The 13,114-nt window shown below is 60.4% G+C and carries 12 protein-coding genes; 3 read left to right on the top strand and 9 right to left on the bottom strand.

Going from position 1 to position 13,114, the window contains the following annotated elements; translation table 11 throughout:
- Positions 1–84: 84 nt before the first annotated feature.
- Both ACVWXD_RS26670 and ACVWXD_RS26665 read right to left on the bottom strand, forming a co-directional pair.
- Positions 85–948 (bottom strand): LysR family transcriptional regulator, encoded by an 864-nt coding sequence (locus ACVWXD_RS26670; RefSeq protein WP_032884193.1) that lies wholly within the window; start codon positions 946–948, stop codon positions 85–87.
- 16 nt (positions 949–964) lie between these two features.
- Positions 965–3,223, bottom strand: coding sequence for a heavy metal translocating P-type ATPase (locus tag ACVWXD_RS26665; RefSeq protein ID WP_457371511.1), 2,259 nt, complete (start codon positions 3,221–3,223; stop codon positions 965–967).
- An 85-nt stretch (positions 3,224–3,308) separates the two neighbouring features.
- Here ACVWXD_RS26665 and cadR point away from each other — a divergent pair, with 85 nt between their 5' ends.
- Positions 3,309–3,749, top strand: a complete 441-nt coding sequence (gene cadR / locus ACVWXD_RS26660) for a Cd(II)/Pb(II)-responsive transcriptional regulator (RefSeq protein ID WP_032884195.1) — start codon at positions 3,309–3,311, stop codon at positions 3,747–3,749.
- Positions 3,750–3,865: 116 nt separating this feature from the next.
- Here the strand turns inward: cadR and ACVWXD_RS26655 are convergent, their stop codons facing one another.
- The 3 genes from ACVWXD_RS26655 to ACVWXD_RS26645 form a co-directional block, all read right to left on the bottom strand.
- Positions 3,866–4,699 carry a thymidylate synthase gene (locus ACVWXD_RS26655; protein ID WP_015886389.1) on the bottom strand — a complete coding sequence of 278 codons (834 nt, stop codon included), beginning with the start codon at positions 4,697–4,699 and terminating at the stop codon, positions 3,866–3,868.
- Positions 4,700–4,754: 55 nt separating this feature from the next.
- Positions 4,755–5,567, bottom strand: a complete 813-nt coding sequence (gene lgt / locus ACVWXD_RS26650) for a prolipoprotein diacylglyceryl transferase (protein ID WP_032884196.1) — start codon at positions 5,565–5,567, stop codon at positions 4,755–4,757.
- 65 nt (positions 5,568–5,632) lie between these two features.
- Complete coding sequence (locus ACVWXD_RS26645) at positions 5,633–6,415, bottom strand: sulfite exporter TauE/SafE family protein (protein ID WP_032884198.1); 783 nt, start codon at positions 6,413–6,415, stop codon at positions 5,633–5,635.
- Positions 6,416–6,536: 121 nt separating this feature from the next.
- Between ACVWXD_RS26645 and ACVWXD_RS26640 the strand changes: the two genes are divergently transcribed.
- A complete protein-coding gene (locus ACVWXD_RS26640) occupies positions 6,537–7,283 on the top strand; it encodes an NRDE family protein (RefSeq protein WP_032884199.1) in 747 nt (248 codons plus the stop codon).
- A gap of 126 nt (positions 7,284–7,409) precedes the next feature.
- Here ACVWXD_RS26640 and ptsP read toward each other — a convergent pair whose 3' ends face one another.
- Positions 7,410–9,689 (bottom strand): phosphoenolpyruvate--protein phosphotransferase, encoded by a 2,280-nt coding sequence (ptsP, locus tag ACVWXD_RS26635; protein WP_032884201.1) that lies wholly within the window; start codon positions 9,687–9,689, stop codon positions 7,410–7,412.
- Positions 9,690–9,711: 22 nt separating this feature from the next.
- Complete coding sequence (locus ACVWXD_RS26630; protein ID WP_003176750.1) at positions 9,712–10,191, bottom strand: RNA pyrophosphohydrolase; 480 nt, start codon at positions 10,189–10,191, stop codon at positions 9,712–9,714.
- 143 nt (positions 10,192–10,334) lie between these two features.
- Here ACVWXD_RS26630 and ACVWXD_RS26625 point away from each other — a divergent pair, with 143 nt between their 5' ends.
- A complete protein-coding gene (locus tag ACVWXD_RS26625) occupies positions 10,335–10,994 on the top strand; it encodes a histidinol-phosphatase (protein ID WP_181642977.1) in 660 nt (219 codons plus the stop codon).
- 149 nt (positions 10,995–11,143) lie between these two features.
- Here the strand turns inward: ACVWXD_RS26625 and ACVWXD_RS26620 are convergent, their stop codons facing one another.
- Entirely contained in the window at positions 11,144–11,557 is a 414-nt protein-coding gene (locus tag ACVWXD_RS26620) for a DUF2269 family protein (RefSeq protein ID WP_095185153.1), read from the bottom strand.
- A 42-nt stretch (positions 11,558–11,599) separates the two neighbouring features.
- Positions 11,600–13,114 carry a threonine ammonia-lyase, biosynthetic gene (gene ilvA, locus ACVWXD_RS26615; protein ID WP_181642978.1) on the bottom strand — a complete coding sequence of 505 codons (1,515 nt, stop codon included), beginning with the start codon at positions 13,112–13,114 and terminating at the stop codon, positions 11,600–11,602.

The following is a 13,114-nucleotide window of genomic DNA, read 5'->3' as shown; positions in this document are numbered from 1 at the left end:
CCTCCCACATTTTAATCTGCGAACACATCCCAAGTGTGGGAGGGGGCTTGCCCCCGATTGGCCCTAAAGGCAGCCACCAAACCTCTAAATTGGCGACATTTCCTGCGCCAACCCTAGAAACGCCGCCGGCAGGCGAGCGCCTTTTCGTTCTTTGAGGCAGTACAGGTACTCCGGAATCTGCGGCGCATTCTCAATGGTCAACACCCGCAACTGCGGATCATGGGGCACTTCCTGTCGAGCAATGATGCTGATACCGATATTGCGCAACACCGCCTCCCGGATTGACTCGCGACTGCCGATCTCCAGCAACGGCCCATAGCTCACCCCAGCACCCTGCAGCATTTCCTCGGTAAGCCGTCGGGTGGTGGAACCTGCTTCGCGCATCAATAAGGTGTGTCCGGCCAGGGCAGTCAATGGCACATGATCAAGCTTGGCCAGGGGATGATTGCGATGCACCGCCAACACCAGAGGATCAGTGCCCAATACGCGGCGGATCAAACGCGGGTCTTCCAGCAACTGCGAAGAGGCGGCGACGTCTACGCGGTACTCGTCCAGCGCTTCGAGTACCTGCTGAGAATTGCCGATGTCCACCGACACCTCCACATGGGGCAGGCGTTCGCGAAAGGCTTTGACCAGGTCGAGGATGTAATACGGCGCTGTCGCGGCAATGCGCAAAGCGCCCTGGAGTTGACCACTGTTGCGCAGGAAAAACTCGATGTCCGCTTCCTGCTGCAACAACGCCTTGACCATCGGCAGCAACCGGGCGCCGTCATCACTGACCGTGAGGCGGCGACCACCGCGGTAGAACAGCTCAACGCCGTACTGGCTTTCCAGGTTGCGGATCTGGGTGGTGACTGTGGGCTGGCTCAGGCCGAGTTTTTTCGCCGCCTGGGTAATGCTGCCCAGGCGGGCGACCATAAAAAACGCCTTCAGCTCAGCACTCAGCACACCGCCCTCTCATCGTTTATTTGCGCAAAAGGCGCAGGCCATTGAACACCACCAGCAGGCTCACGCCCATGTCGGCGAAGACCGCCATCCACATGGTGGCCATCCCCAGGAAAGTGACTGCGAGGAAGATCGCCTTGATCACCAGCGCCAGGGCGATGTTCTGCTTGAGGATACTCGACGTTTGCCGCGACAAACGAATGAATGCCGGTATCTTGCGCAAATCATCGTCCATCAGCGCCACGTCGGCAGTCTCGATGGCAGTGTCGGTACCAGCAGCGGCCATTGCAAAACCGATCTCGGCGCGGGCCAGGGCCGGGGCGTCGTTGATGCCGTCGCCGACCATGCCCACCCGGTGGCCTTGGCCGTAGAGGGTTTCGATGGCTTGCAGTTTGTCGGTGGGCAACAGGTCGCCTTGAGCCTGGTCGATGCCGACCTGGGCCGCAATCGCCTGGGCGGTGTGGGTGTTGTCGCCGGTGAGCATCAGGGTTTTGATGCCCAACTCGTGCAATTGCTGAATGGCCTCGCGACTGCTGTCCTTGACGGTATCGGCCACGGCGAACAGCGCCAGGGGGCCGGACTTATCGAGCAGCAACACCACGGACTTTCCTTGCTTCTCCAGCGCGAACAGCTTTTCTTCCAGCTCAGGCGAGCACAGGCCGAGGTCTTCTACCAGACGGTGGTTACCCAGGTGGTAAGTCTCACCCTTGATATCGCCGCGCACACCACGACCGGCCAGGGCTTCGAAGTTATCCACAACGTGCACCGGCAGGTTTTTATCCACAGCCGCATTCGCAATGGCCAACGACACCGGGTGGTCAGAACGCCCAGCCAAACTGGCGGCGAGGGCCGGTGCGCTGTCCTCGACGTTTGGGAACAACGCCAAGTAATCGGTCTGCACCGGTTTGCCGTGCGTGATGGTGCCGGTCTTGTCCAGCGCCAGGTAGTCGAGCTTGTAACCACCCTCCAGGTACACGCCGCCCTTGATCAGGATGCCTTTGCGCGCCGCCGCCGCCAGGCCGCTGACGATCGTCACCGGAGTGGAGATCACCAACGCGCAGGGGCAGGCAACCACCAGCAGCACCAGGGCGCGGTAGATCCAGTCGAACCAGACACCGGCCATGAACAGCGGCGGAATAATCGCTACACCCAAGGCAAACAGGAAGACGGCCGGGGTATAGACCTTGGAAAAACTGTCGACGAAGCGCTGGGTCGGAGCCCGTGCACCTTGTGCCTGCTCGACGGCGTGGATGATCCGCGCCAGTGTGGAGTTATTGGCCGCTGCCGTGACTTTGTATTCCAGGGAGCCGGCTTGGTTAATGGTGCCGGCGAAGACTTTATCGCCCACGGTTTTTTCAATCGGCAGGCTTTCCCCGGTGATCGGCGCCTGGTCGATGGTGGATTGACCTGCGGTGACTTCACCGTCCAGGCCGATGCGCTCGCCGGGTTTAACCCTGACGATGGCGCCCAGTTCGATGCTTTTAACCTCCTGCTCAACCCAGTTACCGTCGGCCTGCTGCACCGTGGCCTGTTCCGGGGTCATCTGCATCAAGCCGCTGATGGCATTGCGCGCACGGTCCAGGGACTTGGCTTCAATCAGCTCGGCGACGGTGAACAGGAACATCACCATGGCGGCTTCCGGCCACTGGCCGATCAGGATCGCGCCCGTCACGGCGATGCTCATTAAGGCGTTGATGTTCAGGTTGAGGTTCTTCAGGGCGATCCAGCCCTTTTTATAGGTGGTGAGGCCGCCGCTGAGGATCGACACCAGCGCCACGAGGGCAATGACCCACGTCGGCGCGGCATTCGTGAAGTGCAGCACTTCGGCGCCCAACGCACCGACGCCGGACAACGCCAACGGCCACCAGTGTTTTTTGGCAGGAGGTTCGGCAGCCGGGGTGCCTTCCTCGATCGGGTCGGCCTGCATGCCCAAGGACTTGATGGCATCGATGATCGGCGCGGTACTCGGCAAGTCGTGGGTGACGCCGAGGATGCGGTTGATCAGGTTAAATTCCAGTTGCTGCACACCCACCAACTTGCCCAGTTTGTTCTGGATCAGCGTTTGCTCGGTGGGGCAGTCCATGGCTTCGATGCGGAAGGTGCTGAGGCGCGAGCCGGCGGTGGGCGCTTCGCTCAATTGCACCAACTCGGGTGCTGGAGTGCCGGAACAGCAGGCACCACCGTGGCCGTGGTTATGCACAGGCGTGAGTTTCTTAGGGCCATGATCATGATCGTGATCGTGATCGTGTTTATGCGGGGTGTGGATGGAGTCGCTCATTCGGTCGCGTCCGTAAAGGTGCCTGTTGCCAAGTAAAGACCCTGTAGCCACTATAGGGTCAAGCACCCATTTGGAGATTGCTGCGATGAAGATCGGCGAATTGGCCAAACTGACTGACTGTCAGGTGGAAACCATCCGTTATTACGAGAAAGAAGGCCTGCTGCCGCCGCCGGCGCGCACCGACGCCAACTACCGCGTGTACACCCAGGCGCACACCGAGCGGCTGATCTTTATCCGCAACTGCCGCAGCCTCGACATGACCCTCGAAGAAATCCGCAGCCTGCTCAGCCTGCGCGACAGTCCACAGGACCAATGCGAAAGCGTGAATGCGTTGGTCGACGAGCATATCCACCATGTGAAAGCGCGGATCGACGGGTTATTGGCGTTGCAGGTGCAGTTGCTGGACTTGCGCCAACGCTGTGGCGGCGGGGATCACTGTGGGATTTTGCAGCAGTTGGAGGTCAGCGGGAGTATGCAGGCCAGCGAGGCTGAGCCCTCACATGTAGGCAGAAGCCACGGCCATTAAACGGACCAAATGTGAGAGGGGGCTTGCCCCCGATGGCGGTGGGTCAGTTAAGTATTGGGTGACTGACCCACCGCAATCGGGGGCAAGCCCCCTCCCACATTGGACGGCGTCAGACGCTAGATAGCGACATCGGCCTTGATGCTTGGATCAGCGTCATAGCCCACAATCTCAAAATCTTCGAACTTGTAATCGTAGATCGACGCCGGCTTACGCTTGATCACCAACTCCGGCAGCTTCTTCGGTGTACGCGCCAGTTGGGTCCGGATCTGTTCCATATGGTTGCTGTAGGCATGGGTATCGCCAGTGGTGACGATGATCTCGTGAGGGATCAAGTCGCACTGTTGCGCCAACATATGGGTGAGCAACGCCAGGGCAGCGGTGTTGTACGGCAGACCAAGGAATACGTCGGAGCTGCGGATGTACAACTGCATCGACAGATGGCCGTCATGCACGAACGCCTGGTACAGCAGGTGGCACGGTGGCAGGGCCTGTTTGCCGTTTCGCGCGTTTTCCTGTGGGCTCTTGGTTTCGTCCGGCAGGTATTCGACGTTCCAGCCGTGGAACAGAATGCGACGGCTGTTGGGGTTGGTCTTGAGCGTGTGCACCATGTAGTCGATCTGGTTGATCGTCCCGCCGTCTTTGGTCGGCCAAGCAGTCCACTGCTCGCCGTAGACCGGGCCCAGGTCGCCGTCTTCGGTGGCCCATTCGTCCCAAATCTTCACGCCGTTTTCGTTGAGCCACTTGATATTGGTGTTGCCGCTCAACATCCAGATCAGCTCATTGGCGATGCTTTTGAAGTGAAGCTTCTTGGTGGTCAACAGCGGGAAGCCGTCGGCCAAGTTATGCCGATACTGACGGGCGAACACGGCCTTGGTGCCGGTGCCGGTGCGATCGCCCTTGGTCAGGCCATTGGTCACGACGTCGTTCAGTAGTTCGAGATATTGCTTCATGTAAGTACCCGTATCGTTGAAGCCGGAGCCCGCACGCAGGCCCCGGCATTCGAATTTAAAGCGCGGTGTTCTTCAGCGGCTGCGGGCGATTGTACGCCCACCACAGCAGGCCCAGCCCCACGAGGATCATTGGGATGCTCAACACCTGACCCATGGTCAGCCAGCCCCACGCGAGGTAGCCCAGTTGCGCATCCGGCACACGTACGAATTCGACGATGAAACGGAAGATGCCGTAAAACAGCGCGAACATGCCGGAAACGGCCATGGTCGGGCGCGGTTTGCGCGAGAAGATGTACAGAATGAGGAACAGTGCCACACCTTCCAGTGCGAACTGGTATAGCTGCGACGGATGGCGCGGCAGTTGTGCCGGGTCGCTGAACGGCGGGAACACCATGGCCCACGGCACGTCGGTCGGCTTGCCCCAGAGCTCGGCGTTGATGAAGTTACCGATACGCCCGGCGCCCAGGCCAATCGGCACCAACGGCGCAACGAAGTCCATCAGTTGGAAGAACGACTTGCCATTGCGGCGGCCGAACCACCAGGCAGCAATCATTACGCCGATAAACCCGCCGTGGAACGCCATGCCGCCCTTCCACACTTCGAAAATCAGTGTCGGATTGGCGATGTAGGCGGACAGATCGTAGAACAGCACATACCCCAGACGCCCGCCGACGATGACCCCCATGGACAGCCAGAAGACCATGTCGGAGAGTTTCTCCTTGGTCCAGGTCGGGTCGAAACGGTTCAGGCGGCGGGAGGCCAGCAGCCAGGCGCCGCCGATGCCGATCAGGTACATCAACCCGTACCAGTGGATTTTCAGCGGACCGATGGCCAGAGCCACCGGGTCGATCTGCGGGTAAGGCAGCATTGCGACTCCTCGTTAAATCATGCGTTATGGCGACCGGACCATGCCCGGGCGCGATTAAGTCTGCGTTACAGCAAAAAGTTTAAGCCCACGCAAAACAGCAAGCCGGCGAACAACCGCTTGAGCAACCGCGGCGACAACCGATGCGCCAGGCGTGCGCCAAAGCGGGCAAACACCATACTGGTCAGGGCAATGCCCAGCAGCGCCGGTAAATACACGAACCCTAGACTATGAGCGGGCAACAGCGGGTCATGCCAGCCCAGAATCATGAAACTTAATGCACTGGCCAGGGCAATCGGCAGGCCACAGGCGGACGAGGTGGCCACCGCCTGTTGCATCGGCACGCTGCGCCAGGTCAAAAACGGCACGGTCAGCGAGCCGCCGCCGATGCCGAAAATGGCCGAAGCCCAGCCAATCACCGTACCGGCCAGGGTCAGGCCGACCTTGCCTGGCACCGTTCGACTGGCCTTGGGCTTAACCTCCAGGGCCAGTTGCACGGCGATGATCAGCGCGAACACGCCAATGATCTTCTGCAAATGCGGACCGGAAATCGCCTCGGCGGTCAGCGCACCGAAACCTGCACCGATCAGGATGCCCACGGTCATCCACACAAAGATCGGCCAACGCACCGCGCCACGTCGGTGGTGCTCACGCACGGCATTGACCGAGGTAAAGATGATCGTCGCCAAGGATGTGCCTACGGCCAAGTGAGTCAGCACCTGCGGGTCGAAGCCCTGCAAGGTGAAGCTGAACACCAGCACCGGCACGATAATGATCCCGCCGCCCACGCCAAACAGCCCGGCGAGTACACCCGCACAGGCGCCCAGCAGCAAATACAGCAGAAATTCCATGGGAGCCCCCGAATCAAGTCCGGCATGTTAACGGATGGAAGGCATGCGGCCCAACTGGATACGATGGAACACCGCTGCCGGTGTGGGTAGAGTGGCAAAAAACACAAAAGGGAATCGCCTGATGTGCCTGATTGTTTTCGCCTGGCGGCCGGGCCACGCCCAACCGCTGATCGTCGCGGCCAACCGTGACGAGTTCTATGCCCGCCCCAGTCTGCCGCTGGCCCAGTGGCCGGACGTGCCCGAAATCTATGCCGGTCGCGATCAGGAAGCAGGCGGCACTTGGCTTGGCGTGAATGCCGATGGGCGATTTGCTGCCCTGACCAATATCCGTGATCCCCACCAACCGCCTGCACGCAAGTCGCGCGGGGAATTGGTGGCGCGCTTTCTCAGCGGTTCACTGCCCATTGACGACTACTTGGCCGACGTTAACGGCCGATCGATTGAATACGCCGGGTTTAACCTGCTGGTGGGCACGCGGGATGAGTTGTGGCATTACAACGCCAATCACACCGAGCCCACGCAGTTGAAAGCGGGCGTGTACGGGTTATCCAACGCAGGGCTGGATACGCCTTGGCCGAAACTGCTTAAGGCCAAAGCAGCGCTGAGTGAGTTGCTGAACAATCCGCAACCCGAAGCGCTACTGGAGATTCTGAGCGATCCGCAGATCGCGCCCTTTGCTGAGTTGCCGGATACCGGCGTGGGGTTGGCGACTGAAAGCCTGTTATCGAGCGTATTTATCGCCAGCCCAAGTTATGGAACACGGGCGAGTACGGCGCTGATTGTAAATGCCGATGGCACGCGGCGGATGGTGGAGCGTAGTTTTGGGCCCCATGGTGGCCGACTCGGCGAAGTCGAACTCACGCTCTAGGCACACCACAAAACCAACGTGGGAGGGGGCTTGCTCCCGATGGCAGTGTGTCAGTCAGAATATCTGGTACTGACACACCGCCATCGGGAGCAAGCCCCCTCCCACATTTTTGATCGCCGCCAGGCGTTAGAGGGTCTTGGCAGAGGCCGGATTGATCATCCGTGTCAGCCCAAGGTTCTTCAGCGCCAATTGCAGCGAGCTGTGGATAACTTGCGGGTTGTCGATGGTCATCAACTCCGCCAGCAGATCCTTGGCCATACTCAGCTCGACTTGGCGCAACATCCACTTCACCTTCGGCAAGTTAGTGGCGTTCATCGACAGGCTGTCAAAGCCCATCGCCATCAACAGCACCGCCGCCGCCGGATCACCAGCCATTTCACCGCAGATGCTCACCGGCTTGCCTTCGGCATGGGCGTCGCGCACTACGTGTTGCAGCGCTTGCAGCACCGCCGGGTGCAGATAGTCGTAGAGATCGGCTACCCGTGGGTTGTTGCGGTCCACGGCCAGCAGGTATTGGGTCAGGTCGTTGGAGCCGACCGACAGGAAGTCCACCTGCCGCGCCAGTTCTTTGGCCTGGTACACCGCCGCTGGAATTTCGATCATGACGCCAATCGGCGGCATCGGTACGTCAGCGCCTTCGTCGCGCACCTCGCCCCAGGCGCGGTGGATCAAATGCAGCGCCTCCTCCAGCTCATGAGTGCCGGAGATCATCGGCAACAGGATGCGCAGGTTGTTCAGACCTTCGCTGGCCTTAAGCATGGCGCGAGTCTGTACGAGGAAAATTTCCGGGTGGTCGAGCGTGACGCGAATGCCGCGCCAGCCGAGGAAGGGGTTGTCTTCCTTGATCGGGAAATACGACAGTGACTTGTCGCCGCCAATGTCCAGGCTGCGCATGGTCACCGGCAACGGGTGGAAGGCTTGCAGTTGCTCGCGATAAATCGCCAGCTGCTCCTTCTCACTCGGGAAACGCTGGTTGATCATGAACGGCACTTCGGTGCGGTACAGCCCCACGCCCTCGGCGCCGCGCTGCTGCGCCCGGGCCACGTCGGCCAGCAGTCCGGTATTCACCAACAGCGGTACGCGGTGACCATCAGTGGTCACGCACGGCAACTCGCGCAATGAATCCAGGCCCAGCGCCAGTTGTTTCTCTTCTTCCACCACTTCGGCGTATTGCTTGCGCAGCACGTCGCTGGGGTTGGTGAAGACTTCACCACGATGGCCATCGACGATCATGTCGATGCCGTCGACCTTGGAGTACGGCAGGTCCACCAGGCCCATCACCGTCGGAATGCCCATGGCGCGGGCCAGGATCGCGACGTGGGAGTTACCCGAACCGAGAACCGAGACCAAGCCCACCAGTTTGCCTTCCGGCACTTCGCCGAGCATGGTGGCGGTCAGTTCTTCACTGATCAGGATGGTGTTGTCGGGGTAGACCAGGTTGGTGGTGCGGTCTTCCTGCAGGTAAGCCAGCAGACGGCGACCCAGGTCGCGCACATCCGAGGCACGCTCGCGCAGGTAGGCGTCGTCCATCAATTCGAAACGGTTGACGTGATCAGTGACCACTTGGCGCAGTGCGCCCTGGGCCCATTGACCGGTCTTGATCACGGTTTTGACTTCGTTCCCGAGGGACGCGTCGTCGAGCATCATCTGGTAAACGTCGAACAGCGCACGTTCTTCAGGGCGCAGCTGGGTGGCCAGCTTGGTCGACAGGTTGCGCATGTCGGCGCGCACGCCTTCCAGGGCGGTCTTGAACAGTTTGATTTCGGCGTCGATGTCGTTGACGGTCTTGTCCGGCACCACATCGAGGTCGGCCGGTGGCAGCATGACCACCGCCGTACCGACGGCAGCACCCGGCGAACCCGGTACGCCGACGAACTTGGCTTCCTGGATGCCCTTGCCCTGACGGCCCAGGCCGCGAATCGAACCCGTGGCCTCGGCGTGGGCAATAACCCCGGCGAGCTGCGCGCTCATGGTCACGAGGAAGGCTTCTTCACCTTCGTCGAACTGGCGACGTTCTTTTTGCTGGATGACCAACACGCCGACAACGCGGCGGTGGTGAATGATCGGTGCGCCGAGGAATGACGCGTAGCGCTCTTCACCGGTTTCGGCAAAGTAGCGATAACGCGGGTGATCAGCCGCGTTTTCAAGGTTGAGGGGTTCTTCACGCGTCCCCACCAGGCCCACCAGACCTTCATTGGGCGCCATGCTGACTTTGCCGATGGAGCGCTTGTTCAAGCCCTCCGTGGCCATCAGCACAAAACGGTTGGTCTCTGGGTCCAGCAGGTAAACCGAGCAGACCTGGCTGCCCATGGCTTCCTTGACGCGCAACACAATAATCCCCAACGCCGCCTTGAGATCCTTGGCGGAGTTAACTTCCTGGACGATCTTGCGCAGCGTATTGAGCATGGCTCGGGGTCGAACTCCGTCGTCAGTCGCGCGCTAAAAGGCGCGGGGCAAGCTCTTTGAGAGCGCGACGATAAACCTCGCGCTTGAATGTCACCACCTGGCCCAACGGGTACCAATAGCTGACCCAACGCCAGCCATCGAACTCCGGTTTACCGGTCAAATCCATCCGCACCCGCTGCTCGTTGGAGATCAGGCGCAGGAGAAACCATTTCTGCTTCTGGCCGATGCACAGCGGTTGGCTGTGGGTACGCACCAGGCGTTGCGGCAAACGATAGCGCAACCAGCCACGGGTACAGGCCAGAATCTGCACATCTTCGCGCTCAAGGCCGACTTCTTCGTTCAACTCACGGTACAAGGCGTCTTCAGGGGTTTCGTCGGGGTTGATTCCGCCTTGAGGAAACTGCCAGGCATCTTGGTTGATTCGGCGAGCCCATAGCACCTGTCCGGCATCATTCGTAAGAATAATCCCGACATTAGGACGGAAACCATCGGGGTCGATCACGGCAACAACCTCGCAAACGCATGTCGCCGCATTGTTCCACAAAGGTTGCGCAAGCGGCAACGAGGCTTCTTAGCTTATGTGCACTCTTGTGAAAAGACCGTATTCTGGACGCCTTTTTACAGACTTTTCAGCGAGTAACTGCAATGCGCCTGGCTTTATTCGACTTGGACAACACCCTTATCGGCGGTGACAGCGACCACGCGTGGGGCGATTACCTGTGCGAACGCGGGATTCTCGACCCGGTAGCCTACAAGGCCCGCAACGACGAGTTCTATCAGGACTACCTGGCCGGCAAGCTGGACAACGCCGCCTACCTGAATTTCTGCCTGGAAATCCTCGGCCGCACCGAAATGGCCCAACTGGATGAGTGGCACAACGACTATATGCGCGACTGCATCGAGCCGATCATGCTGCCACTGGCCGTCGAACTGCTGGCCAAGCACCGCGCCGCTGGCGACAAGCTGGTGATCATCACCGCCACCAACCGTTTCGTCACCGCGCCAATTGCCGCACGCCTGGGCGTTGAAACCCTCATCGCCACCGAGTGCGAGATGGAAGATGGCCGATACACTGGGCGCAGCACTGACGTGCCGTGCTTCCGAGAAGGCAAGGTGACGCGCTTGAATCGTTGGTTGGAAGAAACGGGGTATAGCCTGGAAGACAGCTACTTCTATAGCGACTCGATGAATGACCTGCCGCTATTGGAGCAAGTGACGCATCCGGTGGCGGTGGATCCGGATCCGAATCTGCGCGCTGAAGCCGAGAAACGTGGTTGGCCGGTGATTACGCTGCGTAGCGAGTAACCGTGGTGAGCGGGCTTGCCCCGAGCTGGGCTGCGAAGCAGCCCCAAAACCTGCCAACCGGTCTTATCAGGAAAAATGCGGGCCTTTGTCAGGGCCGCTTCGCAGCTCAGCGCGGGGCAAGCTCGCTCACCACAGAAGCCCTCACCGCGTTAAACCGGCTTGGCGCCCATGAGCCCGGCAATCGCCACAAACCCCACCAGGCTCACCACCGCCAGCACCAGAGTGAAATTCAGGCTGCCGCCCTCGCCTTTCCGCAAGCGATTGAGCCGTGCCACCAGCCAGAACCACGCCAGCGCCGCCACGGTGTAGAGAATGCTGGAGCCCAGAATCCAAGTCTGCCCCAATGGCCAGCCGACCAGGTGCACCAGCCACCAGCCGGTGAACGGCATGCTCACCATACAAATACCCATCAGCAACCACACAAACGCCCACGGACGCTGCACGGTGACGGCTGGGCCGGCGCTGCGTTTACGCCAGGCCAGTAGCGCCAAGCCAAGGCCGCTGAGCAACAACACCACGGTGGCCGCGATGTGGACAACTTTCAGGGTGATCAGGGTTTCCATGTTTCGTATTCCTTAGAGGCTGCCCCCAATCAGCGTAGTCGCTCAACCGAGGAACAGTTTGTAGGCCGGGTTATCACTTTCATCCCAATACGGGTAGCCAATCGCCTCCAGCGCTGCCGGTACCAGGTGACGCTCGTTCGCCGGCACTTGCAGGCCGGCGACCACACGACCATCAGCCGCGCCGTGGTTGCGATAGTGGAACATCGAGATATTCCAGCGCCCGCCCAACTTGTTAAGAAAGTTGAACAGCGCCCCCGGACGCTCCGGGAACTCAAAGCGAAACACCACTTCATTGCTGACGTGCGCGGCATGCCCACCGACCATATGGCGGATGTGCAGCTTGGCCAGTTCGTTCTCTGTCAGGTCGAGCACCGGGAAACCCTGCTCGGTGAGACTGGCGATCAGCGCGCTGCGCGGGTCGGTTTCCGGGTGGGTCTGCACGCCGACAAAGATGTGCGCCTCGCTGCCGGAGTGGTAACGGTAGTTAAATTCGGTGATCTGGCGCTTGCCCACGGCCTCGCAGAACGCCTTGAAGCTGCCCGGTTTCTCAGGGATGGTCACGGCGATGATGGCTTCACGGCCTTCACCCAACTCAGCGCGCTCAGCCACGTGGCGCAGGCGGTCGAAGTTAACGTTGGCCCCGGAGTCGATGGCGACGAACGTCTTGCCGCTGACACCACGGGTCTCAACGTACTTCTTGATCCCGGCCACACCCAACGCGCCTGCTGGCTCGGTGATGGAGCGGGTATCGTCGTAGATGTCCTTGATCGCCGCACAGATTTCATCGGTGCTCACGGTGATCACTTCGTCGACATAGTCTTTGCAGATTTCAAAGGTGTGCTGGCCGATCTGCGCCACCGCCACGCCGTCGGCAAAGATCCCAACCGTCGGCAAGACCACGCGCTCACCCGCGGCCATGGCAGCTTGCAGGCAGTTGGAGTCGTCCGGCTCGACGCCGATGACCTTGATTTCCGGGCGCAGGTATTTCACGTACGCCGCGATGCCCGCGATCAAACCACCGCCACCCACGGGTACGAAGATCGCATCCAGCGGCCCTGGATGCTGGCGCAGAATCTCCATCGCCACGGTGCCCTGCCCGGCAATGGTGTGCGGATCATCGTAGGGGTGAATGTAGACGTAGCCTTTTTCGTCGACCAGTTTCAGCGAGTAGGCCAGCGCCTCTGGGAAAGAGTCGCCATGCAGCACCACTTTACCGCCGCGAGAGCGCACGCCTTCGACCTTGATCTCAGGGGTGGTCTTGGGCATCACAATAGTGGCCTTGACCCCCAGCACCTTGGCCGCCAGGGCCAGGCCCTGCGCATGGTTGCCCGCCGACGCCGTGACTACGCCGCGTGCGCGCTCTTCAGCCGTCAACTGAGTCAGCTTGTTGTACGCGCCGCGAATCTTGAACGAGAACACCGGCTGCAAGTCTTCGCGCTTGAGCCAGACCTTGTTGCCCAGCCGCTCGGAGAGCTGGCGGGCGGTCTGCAGCGGGGTTTCTACGGCAACGTCGTAAACGCGCGAGGTGAGGATCTTTTTGACGTACTGTTCAAGCAT

The organism is Pseudomonas sp. TE3911, from assembly GCF_054062775.1.
Note: the sequence above shows the minus strand (reverse complement) of the source record. Positions and strands in the feature narration are given on the sequence as shown.

Coding starts and splice junctions, on each gene's coding strand:
- ACVWXD_RS26665 (WP_457371511.1), bottom strand. CDS start 3,223: ATGAGCGACTCCATCCACACCCCGCATAAACACGATCACGATCACGAT.
- cadR (WP_032884195.1), top strand. CDS start 3,309: ATGAAGATCGGCGAATTGGCCAAACTGACTGACTGTCAGGTGGAAACC.
- ACVWXD_RS26655 (WP_015886389.1), bottom strand. CDS start 4,699: ATGAAGCAATATCTCGAACTACTGAACGACGTCGTGACCAATGGCCTG.
- lgt (WP_032884196.1), bottom strand. CDS start 5,567: ATGCTGCCTTACCCGCAGATCGACCCGGTGGCTCTGGCCATCGGTCCG.
- ACVWXD_RS26645 (WP_032884198.1), bottom strand. CDS start 6,415: ATGGAATTTCTGCTGTATTTGCTGCTGGGCGCCTGTGCGGGTGTACTC.
- ACVWXD_RS26640 (WP_032884199.1), top strand. CDS start 6,537: ATGTGCCTGATTGTTTTCGCCTGGCGGCCGGGCCACGCCCAACCGCTG.
- ptsP (WP_032884201.1), bottom strand. CDS start 9,689: ATGCTCAATACGCTGCGCAAGATCGTCCAGGAAGTTAACTCCGCCAAG.
- ACVWXD_RS26625 (WP_181642977.1), top strand. CDS start 10,335: ATGCGCCTGGCTTTATTCGACTTGGACAACACCCTTATCGGCGGTGAC.
- ACVWXD_RS26620 (WP_095185153.1), bottom strand. CDS start 11,557: ATGGAAACCCTGATCACCCTGAAAGTTGTCCACATCGCGGCCACCGTG.
- ilvA (WP_181642978.1), bottom strand. CDS start 13,114: ATGCTTGAACAGTACGTCAAAAAGATCCTCACCTCGCGCGTTTACGAC.